Below are 19,897 nucleotides of genomic sequence, written 5' to 3'. Positions count from 1 at the left end.
TATATGGTCCTATTCGGTGAATCGTCCAAATTCAATAATGAGATTCTCAAGACGGCGGTCTGTGTCTTCGTCCACGATAGTCTGACGGTGCAACCGTTCCAATTGCTCGATGGCGGTTTGTGTCTCGCCGTTCTTGATGATTGGTAGGGTATGGAAATCGATGCCGCGCCCGCCTCGTCGTGGCAACGTCGCCTCAATCGATACCGCGCGCTCGCCCGTCTTGAGATTTCGAACACGCGCAAGGATTTCCTCCGCCGGCCCTTCAATGGTGACGACGGCTTTAATGCTGACGTATGGGTCGCGTTCTGCCATAGCGCCATGCGACGCCATCCAGACCAGAGTGTCAATACCGCTAAATTTCAAACTGAGACACTACCCAGATAATTGGCGAACACGTCACCGTGCGGGTGGACCTGACGACAGGATCGTCGTCGATCGCCAGCGCAATCTGCATGCCTGAATAGGTTTTAACCGCCAGTGACACTCATATGGCGGCCTACGGCCGGGCCTGTATTGCGGCGGTCGATGATGAAGTCATGGCCTTTCGGCTTGCGGCCGATAGCCTCGTTGATGGCGGCAATCAGCAGATCGTCGTCATCGCTCGCCCGCAAGGGCGCGCGCAGATCGGCGGCGTCTTCCTGTCCCAGACACATGTACAGGGTTCCGGTACAGGTCAGCCGGACCCGATTGCAGGATTCGCAGAAATTGTGAGTCAACGGCGTGATAAAGCCGATTTTTCGGCCGGTTTCGGCAACCTCGACATAGCGAGCCGGTCCGCCGGAATCGAAATTCGATTCGTTCAGCGTCCACTGTTTCTGCAGTTCCGCCCGCACCGCCGAAAGCGGCAGGTACTGGTCGAACCGCATTTCACCGCCGATATCGCCCATCGGCATGACCTCGATGAAGGTCAGATCATAGCCGCCGGCGCCGCACCAGCGCACCATGTCATGCAGTTCGTTGTCGTTGACGCCCTTCAGCGCAACGGCGTTGATCTTGACGCCGAGCCCGGCATCCTTGGCGGCGGCAATGCCTTCCATTACCTGTTCAAAGCGGCCCCAGCGGGTGATCTTCTGGAACTTCTCCGGGTCTAGCGTATCCAGCGAAACATTGACGCGGCGGACGCCGATTTCCGCCAGTTCCCGGGCATATTTCGCAAGCTGGCTGCCATTCGTCGTCAGTGTGAGTTCGTCCAACGCACCGGATTCCAGATGTCGTCCCAGTTGACGGAACAGCCACATGATGTTGCGCCGGACCAGCGGTTCGCCACCGGTCATGCGCAGTTTCCGCACGCCAAGCTTCACGAAGGTGCTGCAAAGCCGCTCCAGTTCCTCCAACGACAGAATTTCCGCCTTCGGCAGAAAGGTCATGTCTTCCGACATGCAGTAGACGCACCGGAAGTCGCACCGGTCCGTTACCGATACGCGTAAATAGGAAATATGACGACCAAAGGGGTCAATCATGATCTGGTGTCCTTGGTTGCTCCGGTTTTGGCATCCGGATTTTCATTTGTTCGAAATTAGGGTGACGCGGCATATCTGGCAATATGTGCTTGCCGCCTGATGAAAAGGTAGTTCCGCCCCGCCCGGTGTTCAAGGCGTTGAATTTCAATTAAATGGCGCCGGGCGGTCGCAGGCGGCGAATATGGAAATGTCGGGCGGATGAGTGGGGCTTCTGGACGGTGCGCCCATGTGGCGTGGTTGCGGGCTCCGTTGGACCGGGAACAGGGTCTTGTGCTTGTCGCGGAACCGGGAGCGGGCCATATTCAGGACATGAACGATTTCCTTCTCAAGCCGGACCCGACGGATACGCGGCTGACGCAACGGATTTCCGGTGTCGATCAGAATGGCGATGCGATGGAAATCTCCGTCGTTGTGGAACGGCCGCTGACGCTGTTTTTGAACTCGCGCGAAATCGTGACCATGATGACCATCGGCGATTATCCTGAGTATCTGGCGGTCGGCTACCTGATCAATCAGAATATGCTGCGCCCGGAGGACAATATCCTCGGCGTCGATTACGACGACGATATCGATGTCGTCGTGGTCCGGACCGACCGGGAAACCGATTTTGAGGACAAGCTGCGCAAGAAGACGCTGACCTCCGGCTGCGCCCAGGGCACGGCCTTCGGCGACCTGATGGAAAAATTCGAGGATGTCCGCCTGCCGGGTGCCGCGGTGCTGAAAACATCATGGCTCTATGCCCTGACGAGGACGGTGAACACCACGCCCAGCCTGTATCTCGAAGCCGGGGCGATCCATGGCTGTGTGCTCGCGGAAGAAGACAGGCCGCTGCTGTATATGGAGGACGTCGGGCGGCATAACGCCATCGACAAGATCGCGGGCTATATGGCGATGCATGGTATTTCGCCGGGCGACAAGATATTCTATACGACGGGGCGGCTGACCTCGGAGATGGTCATCAAGACGGTGCAGATGGGCATTCCTATCCTGGTCTCCCGGTCGGGGTTCACGGTGTGGGGCGTGGAACTGGCGCGGCAGGCGGGGCTGACCCTCATCGGTCGCGCGCGCGGTCATCGATTCATCGCATTGTCCGGCGACGAACGCATCGTCTATGACACCGACCCGGCAACGGTGCCGGAGGAATCACGAAAGGCCCGTCGCAAGGCGAGCATGGACGAGACGGCCGCATGACGGCCGGGGGCGGGGGCAATGGCAGGGTGGGAACATCGATCCGGAGGCGAACCCATTGATACGAGCGGCGTTCTGAGCAGTATTGATTCGGCTATCGACGAAACCGCCGAATGGCTGCAGAAGTGGCATCGTTCAGTCATCTGTAACGAGGCGGCCGATCAGATCGTCGTATCGGAATACTCGCAGTTTCTGACCCGATTCGGGAGCTGGATGGACCTGAATCGGGACCGCGGGCTGCTGGACCAGTCGGCGTTTCGTTCGCTCGCCCAATCCTATGAGGCAATGCATGAGTTCGGCCGTTTCCTGGCCCAGAAGGCTGCGTTGGGCACGGCGATTCCGACAGCCGAATATGATGCGTTTACGGAGAAGATTCAGCGCTTCAACCTGCAGGCCCGGCGCATTCGTGAAGCGTTCCGCATGGCCGTTTCGGAACTGGATCCGCTGACCGGATTGCAGAACCGGCAGGTCATGATGCAGGTCCTGGAACGCGAGCGTGAGCGGGCGCTGCGCGCGGGCACGCCGTGCTGCATCGTTCTGGCGGACATCGACCATTTCAAACTGGTGAACGACACCCACGGCCATCCCGCCGGCGACCACGTGTTGCGCATGGTCGCGGGACGCTTTCTGTCGAAGCTGCGACCGTATGACGAAATTTTCCGGTATGGCGGCGAGGAGTTTCTGATCTGCCTGCCCAGCGCCGGCGATGAGCGCGCCATCGAAATTGTCGAGCGCCTGCGCCTGTCCCTGGCGGACCAGCCGATCCTGCTGCCGGATGGCACGGCGTTGCCGCTGACCGCGTCTTTCGGTCTGTGCCTCGCCGATGAGTCGATCACCCTGAAGCAGACCATAGAATTTGCGGACGAAGCGTTGTATGCGGCCAAGAGCGGCGGGCGCAACCGGGTGCAGATGTGGCGGAACGGACCGAAGGAATGAGCGTTGCCGGCGTACTTTTAGCGGGCGGGCTGTCGCGTCGCATGGGCGGCGGCGACAAATGCCTGCGACCGCTGGGTGGTGAAACGATCCTCGCGCGGATTATCCGGTGCGTCGCGCCGCAGGTTGGTCCGCTGGCCCTGAACGCGAATGGCGATCCGTCCCGGTTTTCCGCCTACGGCCTGCCGGTCCTGCCGGATGTCGTCAGTGGCAATGCCGGCCCGCTGGCGGGTGTCCTGACGGGTATGGAGTGGGCGGCGGCGCATCATCCGGGATGCGACTGGCTGGCGAGTTTTCCGACAGATGCGCCATTTATGCCGAATGACCTTGTCAGCAGCATGGTTGCGGCGACGGAGCGCGAAGGCGCGGACATGGCCTGTGCGGCATCGGCGGGAAGAACGCATCCGGTGGCGGGGCTTTGGCCCGTCCGGCTGCGCGATGCCCTGCGTGAGGCAATGGTGACGGAGGAAATCCGCAAGGTGGATCGCTGGACCGGCAGGTACCGTCTGGCCGTCGTCGATTTTCCCGTCGGGGCGCTTGATCCCTTCTTCAATACCAACCGTCCCGAAGACCTAGAACAGGCGGCGGCTTTCCTGCCCGGGTTACGGACCGGGCTTGAAAAGGGATAGATTGTGCGAATGTCGTTTCATGGCGCGGACGGCGCCGCCTTCGATCACCGCCTGCGACAACGCGTCGATATCGTCGACGATCAGGCCGGATAATGCATCGATCCCATGCTCGAACAGCGTCGCGGCCATCGGAGTGCCAGGGCCCAACAGGATTGTATAGGCCTGTGGCGCAAGCGACAGCAACCGGGGCAGGGCGCCATCCAGCATTGTCGATGCCGTGACGATCAGGTGCCGGCATTCCGGCAACAGGATTTCGGCGGCGGATTCCGGATAATCGTTCGGGCCGGGTTCTCGTTCAATGACCCTGGCTTCGGGAATGCGCTGGTCGATACCCGGGAAGCGACCGACGATGACGGTGTCGGATCCGCCGTTTGGTATCAGATCGAGGCCGTTTTTTCGGCTGCCGGTCAGGTCGTATCGATTGTGGAAGGCATTTGCCGCGGCGATGGCAATAGCCGTTTCGAAGACATTGTCGGAATCGACCATCGCGGCGAGCGACGCGAGATCCCGCCCGCGGTAACCACCGGGATCGGGCAGCGAGAAACAGCCCCCGGTACCGCGCGCCGGCGTGTGGGACAGTCCGGCGCCGTCCGGGCCCTCGACAAGGGTCCAGTTCAGCCCGACGATAACCCGTTGCGCCCGGCCGGTTACGTCAGCAGCAAGATCCCGGTACAGGGAGTGTTTCAGTCCCGCCCGGTTCATCAGTACTTGATCGTTCATGACGTCACCGGTTGCTTTTCAGGAAGTCGCGGTTGACAAGTGAGAAATTGCCCCTGTTCGCTTCCGAAAAGGGAAGCGCAATAAACCTGATATTGCAAGCGCACATGTTACGGCGCGGCAATCTGTCCGGCCGATGGCAACGACCCCGGATTTAGGACATGTGTCTCCGTGGATGGCATGGTTTAGCGCCAAAACGGCTGTATCCGGTAACAAAGGTTTGGGACAATCAGGCGAATGGGTTAGGTTCGACCCTGGCCGATATGATCTTTCGGCGAGACCGCTTTTGTTGCGAAGATGTGAGCGATAGTGCCAGAGCTTCTTGATATCAGGATTACCGAATTGTTGTGCGCCCGGTTATGCCATGAACTGGCGAGCCCGGTCGGCGCGATCAACAATGGTATTGAAATGATACAGGAATTTGACGAGTCCATGCTGCCGGACGCCATGCCGCTGATTGCCAGCAGCGCCTCCCTCGTGGCGGAAAGACTTAAATTTTACCGCATGGCTTACGGCCGGGCCGGCACGGCGTCCATTGTCTCCGATGCGGAGGTCAGGGAACTGGCGGCAGGATACCTGTCGTACAGTCGGTGCCGTCTGGATTGGCCGGAAGGCGCCGGCATTTCGGAATGGTCGGAGGGCTGGGGAAAACTGGTGCTGAACCTGTTGCCGTTTGCAACGGAGATACTGCCTCGGGGCGGGACGATCCGCATTGGCTTTGAAGATCACGCGGGCCATGTAGGGGTCTCCGTTATCGCGGAGGGGGAAGGCGCGCGCGTTCCAGACGAGTGCCACGCTGCGCTCGAAGCCGGCGCAAGTGTCGACGGGTTGACCCCGCGAAGCGTTCACGCCTATTTCCTGACCCGGTTGGCGGACCGGCTGTCGACCCGTGTGGTGATCGACGATAGCGTTGCAGGGCAGACCACGCTTTCTGTTCTGCTCGCGCGGTAACAATTATGTCACAGTAAAACCGCGCTTTTGCGCGGTTTGCGCGCCGGTAACCATTTACCGCTTCTTAATCTATCCATGTGAAATTCCGTGTAATTCTCATGGAGCTTCGCGGCACATTTCGCCTGCTCCCGAACAGGAGTGCCGTAACGCAGGATGAAGACATAGCGATGAATCATCTGCTCAAAGAATTTCTGACCGAGACCGCCGAAAACATGGGTATTCTTGAAGAGGAACTCGTGAAACTGGAGCAGAATCCAAACGATTCGTCATTACTGGATAATATTTTCAGGCTCGTTCACACGATCAAGGGTACCTGTCGATTTCTGGGGCTGCCGCGACTGGAATCGGTCGCGCATGCCGTCGAAAATGTTCTCGGTAAAATTCGCGACGGCGAGATTGACGTCACGCCGGTCGCGGTGTCGCTGATTCTGGAAGGAATCGATCGGATCAAATTGTTGCTTCATGAACTTGAGGCGAACGAAGAGGAACCGGAAGGCGAGGACAGCGATCCGATCTCACGTCTGAACGCATTCGCGGACGGTACAGTGGTTGAAGCGGCTGAAGACAGGCCTGCACCTGCCAAGGAAAATTCGCCGTCTATCGTGGCGGAATTGGAGGTATCGGGCCGTGTGGGGGAGAGGGAGCCGCCACACGGCCAAAAGACGGGATCGGTTACAAGCCGGACTACTCGCGTCAATGTCGCGCTGCTTGAAAGTCTGATGACGATGATTTCGGAACTCGTTCTGACCCGCAATCAGCTGATGCAGATGCTTCGGAACGAGACGGAAAGCGAATTCAGCGCGCCGTTGCAGCGCCTGAGTCATGTGACTACGGAATTGCAGGAAGCGGTCATGAAGATCGGGATGCTGCCGATTGGAAGTGCCTGGTCGAAAATGCCGCGTATTGTCCGCGATCTTTCCATCGAACTCGACAAAAAGATCGATCTTCAGATGATCGGGGCCGATACGGAACTCGACAGTCAGATGCTCGAACTGATCAAGGATCCGCTGACCCATATGGTTCGAAACGCCGCCGATCACGGGATCGAGATGCCGAAGGATCGCCTTGCGAGCGGAAAGCCGGAAACAGGCACCATCACGCTGAACGCCTGTCACGAAGGCGGACATATCCGCATTGAAATCAGCGACGATGGCAAGGGGCTGAATACGGCGCGTATTCGCGAAAAGGTGCTTGAAACCGGCCTTGTGTCGGAAAGCGACATGAGGAGCCTTTCGACGCAGCAGATCCAGCAATTCGTCTTCAACGCCGGTCTTTCCACTGCCGCCGCCGTTACTTTTGTCTCGGGGCGCGGCGTCGGTATGGATGTGGTCAAGACGAATATCGAAAAGACGGGCGGCGCCGTCGAAGTGCGGTCGACCGAAGGTGTCGGGACCACGTTCAGCATCAAGGTTCCGCTGACCCTCGCGGTCGTTTCCGCACTGAATGCCGAAAATGCGGGCGAGCGTTCGGTGCCACCAGTGTCGATAGCGCCGAATCCGCTATGCACCCTGGCAAGAAGCGGCTTCCGCGCATACGGCGCCCGTAATCCAGACGCTGCACCACACGCAGTCACTGCAGTGACGGGCAGTCGATGCAGGCCAACGGCAGGGCAGAAGATAGGATCACACGCAGGTAAATCCGGAGTAACACCATGAAATCGTGCCTTGTTGTCGATGACTCGCGGGTGATCCGCATGGTCGCCCGAAAAATACTGGAGGAACTCAAATTCGATGTCGAGGAGGCCGAGGACGGGCAGGTCGCGCTGGAGCGGTGTAAGGTCAAGCTGCCTGATGGTGTTCTGCTGGACTGGAACATGCCGGTGATGAACGGGATGGAATTCCTCGCCGCGCTTCAGGCCGTTCCCGGCGGCTGCGATGTGCCGGTCGTGTTCTGTACAACGGAAAACGCTATCGACCATATACGCGAAGCCCTCGTGTCCGGCGCCAGCGAATACATCATGAAGCCGTTCGACAGCGAAATTATTCAGAGCAAGTTCGTCCAGGTGGGCCTTTTGTAATGCGGGGCGTCATCGCGCAAACCATGCCGCTACCTGGCCACGGATATGACCGGCGGCGTGTGTTGGTCGTCCGGCGTAAACCGGGGGCGGTTGCGCGACCGACAGCCTGTGCAGCGTCATTCTGCCCCTGGGCGGAATGGACGGACAGGTTTCCAGTTTCCTGAAGCGGAAAGCGCTATGACACTGACAGATTTTCAATTTGTGGCGAACCTGATCCGGGATCGGTCCGGTCTCGTGCTCAGCGAGGAGAAGGCGTACCTGCTGGAAAGCCGGCTGATGCCCCTTACCCGAAAGGCCGGCATGAAGAGCCTCGACGAACTCGTCGCCGTTGTGCGCGCAAAGCGCGACGACGGGATCGTGAAGGATATCGTCGAAGCGATGACAACCAATGAGTCACTGTTTTTCCGCGATACCAAGCCCTTTCAGCAACTTCGCGACATTGTCTTCCCTAAACTGACCAAATCTCGGGCAAGCAGCAGGAAAATCAGGATATGGTGCGCTGCCTGTTCCAGCGGTCAGGAACCCTATTCGATCGCGATGACGATAAAGGAAGCGGGCGCCTTATATTCCGGGTGGAATTTTGAAATCGTCGCGACGGATCTCTCGACCGTGATGCTGGACAAGGCAAAAAGCGGGATGTTCAGCCAGTTCGAGGTGCAGCGGGGACTGCCGATTACGTTACTGGTGAAATATTTCAATCAGGATGGCGATAAATGGAAAATCAGCAGCGAGCTGATTTCCATGGTCAGGTTCAGCCCGTTCAACCTGCTGTCGAACCCGGCGGCACTGGGGGAATTCGATATAGTCTTCTGCCGCAATGTCCTGATCTATTTTGACCGCGATACGAAAGCCAGGGTCCTCGACGGCATCGGCTCGATCATGCCGGATGACGGGGTACTCTATCTGGGCGGTGCGGAAACGGTTCTGGGGCTGACGGAAATCTTCCGGCCGGTTTCGGACCAGCGCGGCATGTATCAGCTGACACGGGGCGCCGGGATGCGCATGTCCGCCTGAGGTGGATCCTTCCTGCATGATACGCGGTATACCGGCCGCTAATCCTTCGAAATTATGCCGCGCTGCTCTCGTGATGCAGCGCTTGGCAAGTCCGCGCCCGGACCCCGTTGCCGAGAAACAGAAAACCCGCCGGCACGACGTGCGGCGGGTTTTGTGCGCTACAGGGAAAGGCGCTTGTTAGGCGGCCGGCGCGCGAAGGGCAACCTCCATCGGGTCGCGCAGGACATAGCCGCGGCCCCAGACGGTTTCGATATAGTTTTCGCCATTCGTTGCGGTGGAGAGCTTCTTGCGCAATTTGCAGACGAAGACGTCGATGATCTTCAGCTCCGGCTCATCCATGCCGCCGTACAGATGATTCAGAAACATTTCCTTGGTCAGGGTCATGCCCTTGCGCAGGGACAGGAGTTCCAGGATACCGTATTCCTTGCCGGTCAGGTGCAGCGGCTTGCCGTCCACTTCGACGGTTCGCGCGTCCAGGTTGACCCGCAGGAGACCGGTTTCGATGATCGACTGTGCGTGGCCTTTCGAACGCCGGATAATGGCGTTGACCCGCGCGATAAGCTCGCTCTTGTGGAAAGGTTTGGTCAGGTAATCGTCGGCGCCGGAGCCAAGTCCCTTGACCTTGTTTTCCAGTTCGCCCAAACCGGAAAGGATAAGGATCGGTGTTTCCACGCGCGCATCGCGCAACCGCCGCAGGACTTCGTAGCCGTCGATATCGGGAAGCATAAGGTCAAGAATAATGATATCGTAGTCATATATTTTACCGATTTCGAGCCCGTCCTCGCCGAGTTCGGTCGTATCGACGACGAAACTTTCGGACTGGAGCATCATTTCGATGCTTTCTGCTGTCGGTTTGTCATCTTCGACTAAAAGAATACGCATTTCTAAACTCCCCTAAAAAAATATCGGTCAACGTCCTTACTATGCGATGTTAATATTTATTACGATAAAGGTTAACAATTTATTGATTGCCCCAAAATGTTAACCAATTTGGTAAAAAATTAAACATGCTTGACTTTATTTACCAGTTACGTCTGCCATAAGGGCTATGGATAACGGCCAATGAGTCTCTACGAACGACTGGACCACCTGCAGGGCGACATCGAGCGTTTGTCCGCCGGTGCGGTTTTTGGAAGCGTTTCGGGTATCCAGGGAATGCTCGTGGAAGTCGCCGGCGTGCAGGGCAACCTTTCCATCGGCGACCGTTGCGATATCGTTGCGCGCGGTGACAAGCTCCTGCCATGCGAGGTCGTGGGGTTCCGGTCGGGCCATGCGCTGGCAATGCCGTTCGGGTCCCTCGATGGCGTGGGGCTGGGGTGCCGGGTTGTCCTGGCGAATACGGAGCCGCTGATTTATCCGAGCGCGGCCTGGCTGGGTCGTGTGATCGACGGATTCGGGAATCCGACCGATGGCGGGGGGCCGTTGCCGCATGGCGACAAGGCCTATGAAATCAAGGGGAATCCGCCGCCCGCACATTCCCGCCGCCGCATCGGCGGGAAACTCGACCTCGGTATCCGCTCGATCAATACCTTTCTGACCTGCTGCCGCGGGCAGCGAATGGGGATTTTCTCGGGGTCGGGTGTGGGGAAGTCCATTTTGCTGTCAATGCTGGCGCGGTTCACCACGGCCGATGTTGTCGTCTTCGGGCTGATTGGCGAACGCGGCCGGGAACTGAAGGAGTTTCTGGAGGACGATCTGGGACCGGAGGGGCTGGCGCGCAGCGTTGTTGTGGTCGCGACGTCGGATCAGTCGGCCCTGCTGCGCCGACAGTCGGCCTATGTCACCATGGCTGTTGCCGAATATTTCCGGGATCAGGGCAAGGATGTCCTGTGCCTTATGGACAGCGTCACGCGATTTGCCATGGCGCAGCGGGAAATCGGCCTGTCGGCAGGGGAGCCGCCGGCCAGCAAGGGATACACGCCGACTGTATTTGCGGAATTGCCGAAACTGCTGGAACGCGCCGGTCCGGGCGCCGGTGAGGGAACGATCACCGGTCTGTTTTCGGTTCTTGTCGAGGGCGACGATGAAAATGAACCGGTATCGGATGCGGTGCGGGGCATTCTGGACGGGCATATCATGCTTGACCGCGCCATCGCCCATCGCAACCGTTTTCCGGCCGTCAATATTCTGAAAAGCGTGTCCCGGGCGATGCCGGACTGCAATACCGACGAACAGAACGATCTGGTCAATCAGGCGCGCGCGCTGCTCGCCACTTATGAGGATATGGCGGAACTGATCCGTATCGGCGCTTACCGGCGCGGCAGCGATCCCCAGATCGACCGGGCGATTGACCTGTTCCCGGCGATAGAGGCGTTTCTCGGCCAGGTGCAGACGGAACATTCCGACCTTGAGGAAGGCTATGCCCGCCTGGCGGAAATATTCGCGGCGGGCGGCTCGTGAAAGGGATAGACGCGCTGATCAAGATCCGGGTCTATGAACTCGATCAGAAGCGCCGCGCCTTGCGGCAGATCGAGGAGGTACAGGCGCGGATCGAGCGTGATATTGCAGCGCTGAAGGACGAAATCGCTACGGAACAGAACGCCGCGCGGCATTCCGACGAAGGCAGCTATACCTATGGCGGATATGCGCGCCGGGCGATATCGCGCCGCGCCGAACTGCACAGAACGCTCGGCGAGGTTGGCAAGCAGGTGGATGCGGCCCGCGACGACGTCGCCCGGACGTTCGAAGGATTGAAGAAGTTCGAAATCACCAAGGCCGCGCGCGACGATGCCGAACACGCCGAGGTAAATCGCCGCGAGAGAATGGCGCTTGATGAACTTGGCCTGAATGCCTACACGCGAAACAAGACGAAATAGGGTGCGTCAGAATCGCTCAAGCCGCGCCAGCAGTGCCGGATTATTCCATTTGGGCTGCTGATCTTCGAACAGGGTCCGATGCGCGGACATTCCCGGCATTTGCCGTTCCAGCCGAATGGACAGCCAGCGGGGAACCACCTCGTTGTTGAAGTCCTCCAGAATCGTCGCCGCAAGTTGCTCCAGCAATTTGCCCGAATATTCGCCGAGCGCGGCAAGGTAGTTATTGAAGGCTGCCGGCGGCAGAACAAGCTTGTCGGGGACATAATAAAGGGTGACATGGGTGCGGTCGCCCGCGGCGGCGCCATCCAGGCGGCTCAGGTAATCCAGATGGGCTGAAGGGTTGCCTTCCACCGCAAGCAGCGCAAGCCGGTTCTCGCGCAAAGCGCCGGGATCGCCGGTCACGTTACAACTTCCGACCGGCCGGCCAGTCCCGATTCCGCCAGCGGTTGAACCTCGAAAAACTGTTCTGCGCGGAATTCGATGCGGCCGGTAAAACCAAGCGCCTGAAGCGAGGTTCCGTATATATTCATGATATCCTTGCGTATCTGTTCGGTGAGGGATTGTTCGGTGCGGATTACGAGATTCATGTTCGTGGCCTGGACAAGACCGTCGAATTGAAACGGCCCAAGGCGGCTGAACGATGCTTCTATCACGAAACGTACGCCCGCCTGCTCGCTTTTATCGCCGCCGTTATCGGGCCGGCCCCTGACGAACAGACGCAATTGCTGCAATTGTCCATCGGACAGGAGGGGAATCAGGAACAGCCGCCAATCCTGGCCGGCGGGCTCGGTGGCCAAACGTTGCATCAGACCGAACTCTTCGCCGATGCGGCCAAGAAGCCCGTCGGCGTTCAGTTGCCGGGCGACATCTCCGCCAAGCCAGTTGCGCGGATCGCCGCCGCGTAGCGCCGCCATGAAATACAGGAGCGTTCCGGCAAGTTGCACGTTCGGTTGCGGTATGAGGTGCTGTATCGCGGCGCGCAGCGTGGGCGAACTGTTGTTGTTCAGCGCCTGCAACAGCGCCTCCCATCGCTGCGCAACCGCGAGTGTTTGCGGTTCCGTAGACGTAAGGGCCGGCAGGAGCGGCACGCCGGCGCGTTCAAGGAACAGCGTGCCGCCGGTTGGCAGAGGCCTGCCGGCGGTTAGCGTCAGTTCAAGGTTTCCCGTGCGAACGACCGGTTGGCCGACGACATTCGTACCCATTATCTTGGCGGAGAATGCAGCAGTAGATGCCGCAGCCGAAGCCGTCGTTGCGCCGGCCCCGTGAGCCGATGCCTGCTGCACTGCGCCAGCCGAAGCCGTTGTTGCGCCGGTCCCGTGAGCCGGCGCCTGCTGCACCGCGCCGGAAATATTCCCGCGCGCGGCGGACGCCGCCGCGCCAGGTACGGTACGCCCCGCCGATGGTGCCGCCGCCGCCGCAAGATTGGCGGCGGCGGCGGATCCCGGGATGGTTCCCGACGGTGGTACGACGCGGACAATGCGGACCGGCAGCTTCGTGCCGGCAGGCAGGAACGCGGATGCGCCTGGCCCGTTGCCCGCAAGCGGCGCGCCCGCGACGCGGAACGCCGGGGCCGTCGTGTCCGCCTGATTGGTTGAAAGCGTCCGTGTCACCAATGCCGTAATCACGTTGTCCGCTGCCGCATTGGATTGCGGGACGGCGCCGGCGCCGCCTGACGGGGCGGGCGCCCGGGCGCCCGTTGACGGCTGGGTGGCGACCGTCACCATAACCGCGGGCAGGTTGCCGCCCGATACGATTCGAATGAGGACCGCCGTATCCGGGGGCAGGGGCAGGCCGGTGCGCAGGATCAGCGGTCCGGCCGGGGTTTCGATCGTAACGGCCGAATTGGGGAGGCGCGCGGCGACTGTCCCTTGCAGAATATCGCCCACCTGCGTGTTGGCGAGTGACGGGGGCAGTTGCAGAATGGTGCCGGTATTTCCCGGGGCGGGGACAGGCTGCGGTGTCGTCGCGCTGTTTGCCGGTGGGATGGCCATGTCTATGTGATCCGCTGCAGGCGCCCCGCAATGGCTTCGATATCCTGCGCGGCGTCGCAGGATGGATAGCGGGTCAGCAGCGCTGTCTGGTGGCGGATACTGTCGCGAACCTTGTTGTCCCGGCGGATGATTCCGGCGAGCGGCGGCTCTATGTCGAGAAAGTTCCGGCAGGCCTTCAGCAGCGTTTCGTAGGTATCCTGTCCGCTGTTCCGGGTTTCCGCCAAGTTGACGATGATCCGCAGGTCGGCACCGGGATGCTCCGCGGCGTACAGCTTGATGAATGCATAGGCGTCTGTCAGGGCGGTTGGTTCATCCGTGGTGACGACAAGAATGATTCCCGCCGCCGACGCCAGTGTCTGCACCGTGCGATCCACGCCCGCGCTGAGGTCAAGGATAATCCGGTCGTACCCGTCCGCCATGCCGACCAGGGCGTCGCGTAGGGCGGTCAGCCGCTGTAGCGGCAGCGATGCCAAGTTTCCGGCTCCGGACCTGCCGGCAAGAATGTCGAATGTGCCATCCGTGAACGTGGTGACGACCTGCGCCAGCGTTGTCTTGCCGGCGATAACCGCCGCAATGTCCTTCTGCGGCATCAGCCCGAGCTGAATATCGACATTCGCCAGACCCAGATCACCATCGAACAACAGGGTCCGGACGCCGCTCTGGCTCAGGGCGTGGCTGAGCGAGATCGAGAACCAGGTTTTGCCGACACCGCCTTTCCCGGAGGCGACGGCAATGATCTTCCGCTTCGCGGCCGGCTTGGGAGTGTTCTGCGGTACAGGGTTAACAGCCATTATCTTGATCCAGTCGCTTGGAAAATGTCATTGACGCGGGCCGCGGAGTCGTGCCGGTTCTTGGCCAGCAGCAGGCGGGAGAGGGAAACCGGATTCAGCGAGCACAGGCTTGAGGCGATGTCCGGGGCAATGCTGACATCCGAAAACGGAATTGACGATGCCTCGGCGGCGGAAAGCATGCTGCCGAGTCGCCGGACCATGTCCAGCCCGGTGACGACCAGGCGTGACGGCGCGGCCGGATGAAAGGAAACGGACAGTTCCGCCGCTTCAAGGGCATCGCGCCCGGCGGTCAATACCAGCACCGCTTCAAGGGGCGCAACGTCGCGAAAGCCGGCGAGCCGGTCGATATCCTCGGCGTTGTGCGGATTGACCCCCATAGTATCGACCAGAATCTGCGTGTTCGCACTTACCCGGTCGAGTGCTTCGGCGAACTCGCGCGGTGTCGAAGCGTTCTGCACGTCCAGACCCAGTCGACGGGCGTAAATCGCGATTTGCTCGATGGCGCCGGCCCTTACCGTGTCCGTGGTGATCAGGCTCACGGTCGTGCCCGCGAGCCGGGCGCGGACAGCAAGCTTTGCAATCGAAACGGTTTTCCCGGAGCCGGGTGGCCCAATGAACATCAGCGGCGTCCCGGACCGTTTCGCCGGGAGGGGCGCAAAACTGTAAATCTCATCCAGCGCGCCCGCAAGCGCCAGTGTCGGGTCCGGTATTCCCAGATGGATTGCGGTGCTGACGATCTGATCGGACAGGGCCAAGGGTGTTCCGTGATTGTCGAGAACGCCGCTCAATTCATCCGCGAGGTCTGGCGCGCCGGCGCTGCCGTCCGACTCGAATTCGGGATCATCCCGTTCGATCGCCGCCGTTACCCGCACGCTGTGCGTCGCCTCATCCTCGTGCGTTGCCACGATAATGGCGTCCGGGCCAAGCTGGACGCGAACCAGTTGCATGGCTTCGGCCATCGTCGGTGCATGGTAGGTTTTGAGGCGCATATCTAGATCTGGCCCACGGTCTTGATGCGGGCTTTCGCATGGATTTCATTCTGCGACATGACGACGGTCATGGGCCGGAACCGTTCGATGACCGAGCGGACATAGGGTCGGATTCCCGGGCTGACCAGCAGGACCGGGACATCGCCCTGCATGGCATGCCGCTCGAACGTCGTCCGCACCGCACCGATGAATTTCTGAAGGTCGGTTGGCGACATGGCGAGTTGCTTCTCCTCGCCCTCGCCAATGATCGACTCGGCGAATGCCTGCTCCCATTCCGGCGCCAGCGTGATGAGGGGGACATGGCCCTGGTTGTTCGTATTGGCGTCCGAAAGCTGGCGCGCCAGCCGCGACCGGACATGTTCGGTTATCTGGGTGATGTTGCGGGTATAGCCGCAGGCTTCCGACACGCCCTCCAGGATCGTCGACAGGTCGCGGATTGAAATCCGTTCCCCCAGCAGGTTTTGCAGAACCCGCTGGATACCGCCGATGGAAATATGGTTGGGCACCAGGTCGCCTATCAGCTTCTGGTGAGCCTCGTCCATTTCGTCGAGCAGCTTCTGCGTTTCCACATAGGACAGCAGCTCCGACATATTGTCGCGGATAATTTCGGTTAGATGGGTTGTAATAACAGTTGGCGCATCGACCACTGTATAACCCCGGAACATCGCTTCTTCCCGGCTGGGCTCATTGACCCACATCGCGGGCAGGCCGAACGTCGGCTCCTGGGTTGCTTCCCCCGGCAGGCTGATTTGCGCGCCACGCGGGTCCATGACGAGCAACATATTCGGGCGCAATTCGCCGGTACCCGCCTCGATTTCCTTTATCCGGATAATGTAGGTATTGGATGCCAGTTGCAGATTGTCCTGAATCCGGACGGCCGGCATGACAAATCCCATTTCGGAGGCGAGCTGCCGCCGCAGCGCCTTGATCTGGTCGGTCAGGCGCTGTTCTTTCTGCGAATTGATCATCGACAGCAGGCCATACCCCAGTTCCAGGCGGATAAGGTCGATGGCCAATGCCGTCGTGATGGGTTCCTCCTTCGCGGGAACGGCTTTGGCGGCTGTGGCCGCGTCTGTTGCCGCCTTCTCGAGGATCTGTTCTGCCTGACGCGTCAGCATGTATGCGGCGCCTGCGGCCAGGGCGGCGAGCAGAATGAACGGAATGGCGGGAATTCCCGGCAGCAGGGCCATGACACCCATCAGGAATGCGGACAGCCAGAGTGCGTTCGGATACCCCCCGAGTTGGCCGAAAATGGCCTTGTCCGTCGTGCCTTTCACGCCGGCCTTGGTGACGAGCATGCCGGCGCCGATGGATACGATGAGCGCCGGAATCTGGCTGACAAGCCCGTCGCCGACAGTCAGCAGCGTGTAGAATTCGGCCGCCTGTGATATCGACAGGTCGCGCTGCACCGTGCCGATGATGATGCCGCCGATAATATTGATGAAGGTGATCAGCAGGCCGGCGATCGCATCGCCACGCACGAATTTTGACGCACCGTCCATGGCGCCGAAAAAGGAATTTTCCGCTTCCAGCATGCTGCGGCGCGCGCGCGCGTCATCTTCGTTTATCAGGCCCGAGGACAGGTCGGAGTCGATGGCCATCTGCTTGCCGGGCATGGCGTCCAGGCTGAAACGGGCGGCCACTTCGGCGATCCGGCCGGCACCTTTGGTAATGACGACGAAATTGACGAGCACCAGGATTCCGAACACGATGATGCCGATCACGTAATTGCCGGCGACGACAAAATTGCCGAAGGCCTCAATAACCTTGCCGGCGGCCGCGGGGCCCGTATGTCCTTCGGATAGGATCAGGCGTGTGGACGCCAGGTTCAGCGCCAGGCGCAGCATGGTCGCGATCAGCAGGATCGTCGGAAACGAATTGATCTCCAGCGGCTCCTTGATGAACAGTACGGTCATCAGGATCAGGACGGAGAAGGTGATCGATACCGCCAGGGAAAAGTCGAGCATCCATGTCGGCATCGGCAACAGCAAAACGACCAGAATCGCGACGATGCCCAGCGCCAGCGCGACATCGCCGTGCTTGCCGATACGGGAAAGGATGTCCCCGATGTCGGGTGGGCCGCCCTTACCCCCAATTCCAGGCGACGCGTCGGTCATTTACTATCAGCTCCCGTCACGCACACGTCAAAATGCAGCCGTGCACAGAATATTCTAGAAATGCGCTTCGGTTTCGCCGGGCACTGGAACCGCCCTGCCGTCTTCGGTGTAGAGTTTCAGCTTGTTGCGCAGGGTGCGGATCGAAATGCCGAGGATGTTGGCGGCATGGGTCCGGTTGCCAAGACAATGCTGCAACGTGTCGATAATGAGGTCGCGTTCCACTTCCGCAACCGTCCGGCCAACGAAGCTGCCCATATCCGTCTGTTGCGGCGGCGCGGCGGGCGGCGTTTCCGATGCGGCAGGCGGCGTCTGCATGGTGGATCCGGCAAGGCTCAGCATTACCGCATCGATGGCAAGTTCCGGCCCCTGGGACAGCAGAACCGAGCGGTGCATGGTGTTCTCCAGTTCCCGGACGTTCCCCGGCCATTGATGCATTTGCAGTTGATGCAGGGCATCCGCACCGATTTCCTTGCGGGCGACTCCGTTCGCCTCGGAATACTTGTCGGCGAAATAATTCGCCAGCAGTTCGATATCCTGCGGCCGGTCGCGCAACGACGGCACCCGCAGGTTCACCACGTTCAGACGGAAAAAGAGGTCCTCGCGAAAATCACCGTCCCGGACCGACTGTTCCAGGTTCCGGTTGGAAGTGGCCAGCAGGCGGACATCGACCTTGATCGCCTTGACGCCGCCGACACGGTCTATTTCGCGTTCCTGCACTGCCCGTAGCAGCTTGGCCTGCAGGCGCGGATGCAATTCGCTGATTTCGTCGAGCAGGAGCGTCCCGCCATCCGCCTCCTCGAACTTTCCGACCCGGCGCGCGATGGCGCCGGTAAACGACCCTTTTTCATGGCCGAACAACTCCGATTCCAGCAGGTTTTCCGGAATGGCCGCACAATTGACGGCGACAAAACTTTTCGTTGCGCGTTTGCTTTTCATGTGAACGTGGCGCGCCATCAGTTCCTTGCCCGTACCCGACTCCCCGGTGATCAGCACCGATGCTTCCGACGGCGCGATCTGGTCGGCGAGGCTGATGACGGCCTTCATCGCCGGGTCCCGGTGAATGATGGTATTGCTTTCCGCGGCTACCGCTTCAAGCACCGCGGCGATAAGTTCCGGATCCGGGGGCAGGGGGATGTATTCCCTGGCGCCCTGGCGGATCGCCTCGACAGCGGCGTCCGCATCGGTGCCGATGCCGCAGGATACGACCGGAACGTTGATCCGTTCCTGCAGAAGTCTCGACACAAGGTCGCCTACATTCAGTTTGACGTCCACCATCAGCAGTTCCGCACCCTGTCCCGATCTCAGCGCGTTCAGGGCTTCGTCGATCGAATGGACATGCGCGACCTTGGCGCCTCGGGAAATGGCAATTTTCCCGGCCGTGCTGATGTGTCCTTCAAGGCTTCCAACGATCAGTAGTCTCATTGTCGATCTCGTTCCTGTATGGCCTAGTTGAAATATTCGACCCGGTTACCGGGCGGCAGGATAGTGTTCAGAAGCATTTCCAGCCGCCGGGGGTTTTCCTGCCGCCCGATGGAGGCGGAGGCCATGACGTAAAGATGGTTGATGAGGGTTTCTTCGCTGGAATTGCGTTCCAGCTTCGAAGCCAGCGGCATGAAAACCATGTTGGCGAGAATCGCGCCATAAAAAGTGGTTAGCAGGGCAACGGCCATGGATGGCCCGATCGTGCTCGGGTCTTCCAGGTTGCCCAGCATCTGGATCAACCCGACCAGGGTGCCGATTAATCCCATCGCGGGTGAAATATCCGCCGCCTTGCGCAATACGCTGGCGCTGCGCGTGTGGCGCTGCGCAATGGCCTGCAATTCCTGTTGCATGATCCGTTCGATTTCGTCGCCCGGCGTGCCGTCCATGACCATTGTCAGGCCACGGTGCAGCATGCGTTCCGATACGGTCTGATCGACATGGGGCTGTAGCGCCAGTACGCCCCTATACCGGGCAATCTGGGCGAGTTGCAGGACATGTACCGCGGCCGCCGAAGAATCGCGCGACCGGTGAAAAACCGTTTGTGCGACGATACGCACGGAGTTGACCATATCCGCCAGCGAGTAGCACGCGGTCGTAACGCCGAACGTCCCGCCGAGGACGATGAATATAGACGGCAGATTAATGAACGCGCCGGGGGTCCCCCCAAGGTAAATAGCCGCAAAGATAAGTGCAAAGGCGCCGGGTATGCCGACGATCGTGGCAATGTCTACCGCGTTCCGGGCCGCTGGCGGTGATATCGGTCGTATCGGGGCGCCGCCTGTGTTGGTATCCGTTGCCATCT

The 19,897-nt window shown here is 60.1% G+C and carries 20 protein-coding genes; 9 read left to right on the top strand and 11 right to left on the bottom strand.

Annotated elements, in window-relative coordinates:
- Nucleotides 1-9: 9 nt before the first annotated feature.
- Together WD767_17130 and moaA are read right to left on the bottom strand one after the other, a co-directional pair.
- Complete coding sequence (locus WD767_17130) at nt 10-312, bottom strand: hypothetical protein (protein ID MEX2617816.1); 303 nt, start codon at nt 310-312, stop codon at nt 10-12.
- Nucleotides 313-467: 155 nt separating this feature from the next.
- Nucleotides 468-1,460, bottom strand: coding sequence for a GTP 3',8-cyclase MoaA (moaA, locus tag WD767_17125; GenBank protein MEX2617815.1), 993 nt, complete (start codon nt 1,458-1,460; stop codon nt 468-470).
- Between the two features lie 309 nt (nt 1,461-1,769).
- Here moaA and WD767_17120 point away from each other — a divergent pair, with 309 nt between their 5' ends.
- The 3 genes from WD767_17120 to mobA are packed head-to-tail and all read left to right on the top strand — an operon-like array spanning nt 1,770 to nt 4,210.
- Entirely contained in the window at nt 1,770-2,651 is an 882-nt protein-coding gene (locus WD767_17120; GenBank protein MEX2617814.1) for a formate dehydrogenase accessory sulfurtransferase FdhD, read from the top strand.
- An 18-nt stretch (nt 2,652-2,669) separates the two neighbouring features.
- Nucleotides 2,670-3,584: a diguanylate cyclase gene (locus tag WD767_17115; GenBank protein MEX2617813.1), complete on the top strand. Its 915-nt coding sequence runs from the start codon at nt 2,670-2,672 to the stop codon at nt 3,582-3,584.
- Nucleotides 3,581-4,210 (top strand): molybdenum cofactor guanylyltransferase MobA, encoded by a 630-nt coding sequence (gene mobA / locus WD767_17110; protein ID MEX2617812.1) that lies wholly within the window; start codon nt 3,581-3,583, stop codon nt 4,208-4,210. The genes WD767_17115 and mobA overlap by 4 nt, the downstream gene beginning before the upstream one ends.
- Here the strand turns inward: mobA and WD767_17105 are convergent.
- Nucleotides 4,184-4,930, bottom strand: coding sequence for a DUF364 domain-containing protein (locus tag WD767_17105; GenBank protein ID MEX2617811.1), 747 nt, complete (start codon nt 4,928-4,930; stop codon nt 4,184-4,186). The genes mobA and WD767_17105 overlap by 27 nt on opposite strands.
- A 306-nt stretch (nt 4,931-5,236) precedes the next feature.
- On the opposite strand from WD767_17105, the gene WD767_17100 reads away from it, so the two are divergent.
- The 4 genes from WD767_17100 to WD767_17085 all read left to right on the top strand — a co-directional run bounded on the left by WD767_17100 (nt 5,237) and on the right by WD767_17085 (nt 8,909).
- The gene (locus WD767_17100; protein MEX2617810.1) at nt 5,237-5,878 is read left to right on the top strand and encodes a histidine phosphotransferase family protein; all 642 of its coding nucleotides are present in this window, start codon (nt 5,237-5,239) and stop codon (nt 5,876-5,878) included.
- A 167-nt stretch (nt 5,879-6,045) separates the two neighbouring features.
- Nucleotides 6,046-7,533, top strand: coding sequence for a chemotaxis protein CheA (locus tag WD767_17095; GenBank protein MEX2617809.1), 1,488 nt, complete (start codon nt 6,046-6,048; stop codon nt 7,531-7,533).
- The gene (locus WD767_17090) at nt 7,530-7,895 is read left to right on the top strand and encodes a response regulator (protein ID MEX2617808.1); all 366 of its coding nucleotides are present in this window, start codon (nt 7,530-7,532) and stop codon (nt 7,893-7,895) included. Before WD767_17095 ends, WD767_17090 begins: the two co-directional genes overlap by 4 nt.
- 177 nt (nt 7,896-8,072) lie before the next feature.
- Entirely contained in the window at nt 8,073-8,909 is an 837-nt protein-coding gene (locus WD767_17085) for a protein-glutamate O-methyltransferase (GenBank protein MEX2617807.1), read from the top strand.
- Nucleotides 8,910-9,086: 177 nt separating this feature from the next.
- Here the strand turns inward: WD767_17085 and WD767_17080 are convergent, their stop codons facing one another.
- Entirely contained in the window at nt 9,087-9,791 is a 705-nt protein-coding gene (locus tag WD767_17080; GenBank protein MEX2617806.1) for a response regulator transcription factor, read from the bottom strand.
- Between the two features lie 180 nt (nt 9,792-9,971).
- Here WD767_17080 and fliI point away from each other — a divergent pair, with 180 nt between their 5' ends.
- Nucleotides 9,972-11,309 carry a flagellar protein export ATPase FliI gene (gene fliI, locus WD767_17075; protein ID MEX2617805.1) on the top strand — a complete coding sequence of 446 codons (1,338 nt, stop codon included), beginning with the start codon at nt 9,972-9,974 and terminating at the stop codon, nt 11,307-11,309.
- Nucleotides 11,306-11,725 (top strand): flagellar FliJ family protein, encoded by a 420-nt coding sequence (locus WD767_17070; GenBank protein ID MEX2617804.1) that lies wholly within the window; start codon nt 11,306-11,308, stop codon nt 11,723-11,725. The genes fliI and WD767_17070 overlap by 4 nt, the downstream gene beginning before the upstream one ends.
- 6 nt (nt 11,726-11,731) lie before the next feature.
- On the opposite strand, the gene WD767_17065 is transcribed toward WD767_17070, so the two are convergent.
- From WD767_17065 to WD767_17035, 7 genes are read right to left on the bottom strand one after another with little or no spacing between them, the layout of a single operon-like run.
- Nucleotides 11,732-12,127, bottom strand: a complete 396-nt coding sequence (locus WD767_17065) for a hypothetical protein (protein MEX2617803.1) — start codon at nt 12,125-12,127, stop codon at nt 11,732-11,734.
- Nucleotides 12,124-13,716: a hypothetical protein gene (locus WD767_17060; GenBank protein ID MEX2617802.1), complete on the bottom strand. Its 1,593-nt coding sequence runs from the start codon at nt 13,714-13,716 to the stop codon at nt 12,124-12,126. The genes WD767_17065 and WD767_17060 overlap by 4 nt, the downstream gene beginning before the upstream one ends.
- Nucleotides 13,717-13,718: 2 nt before the next feature.
- Nucleotides 13,719-14,507 carry a MinD/ParA family protein gene (locus WD767_17055; GenBank protein MEX2617801.1) on the bottom strand — a complete coding sequence of 263 codons (789 nt, stop codon included), beginning with the start codon at nt 14,505-14,507 and terminating at the stop codon, nt 13,719-13,721.
- Nucleotides 14,507-15,496 carry a hypothetical protein gene (locus WD767_17050; GenBank protein ID MEX2617800.1) on the bottom strand — a complete coding sequence of 330 codons (990 nt, stop codon included), beginning with the start codon at nt 15,494-15,496 and terminating at the stop codon, nt 14,507-14,509. Before WD767_17050 ends, WD767_17055 begins: the two co-directional genes overlap by 1 nt.
- 2 nt (nt 15,497-15,498) lie before the next feature.
- The gene (gene flhA / locus WD767_17045) at nt 15,499-17,613 is read right to left on the bottom strand and encodes a flagellar biosynthesis protein FlhA (GenBank protein ID MEX2617799.1); all 2,115 of its coding nucleotides are present in this window, start codon (nt 17,611-17,613) and stop codon (nt 15,499-15,501) included.
- Nucleotides 17,614-17,667: 54 nt separating this feature from the next.
- Nucleotides 17,668-19,035 carry a sigma-54 dependent transcriptional regulator gene (locus WD767_17040; protein MEX2617798.1) on the bottom strand — a complete coding sequence of 456 codons (1,368 nt, stop codon included), beginning with the start codon at nt 19,033-19,035 and terminating at the stop codon, nt 17,668-17,670.
- A 23-nt stretch (nt 19,036-19,058) separates the two neighbouring features.
- Nucleotides 19,059-19,895 carry a MotA/TolQ/ExbB proton channel family protein gene (locus WD767_17035; protein ID MEX2617797.1) on the bottom strand — a complete coding sequence of 279 codons (837 nt, stop codon included), beginning with the start codon at nt 19,893-19,895 and terminating at the stop codon, nt 19,059-19,061.
- Nucleotides 19,896-19,897 lie beyond the last annotated feature (2 nt).

The organism is Alphaproteobacteria bacterium (assembly GCA_040905865.1).
GTDB lineage: Bacteria > Pseudomonadota > Alphaproteobacteria > UBA8366.
This window is presented reverse-complemented; position numbering and strand designations above follow the sequence as displayed.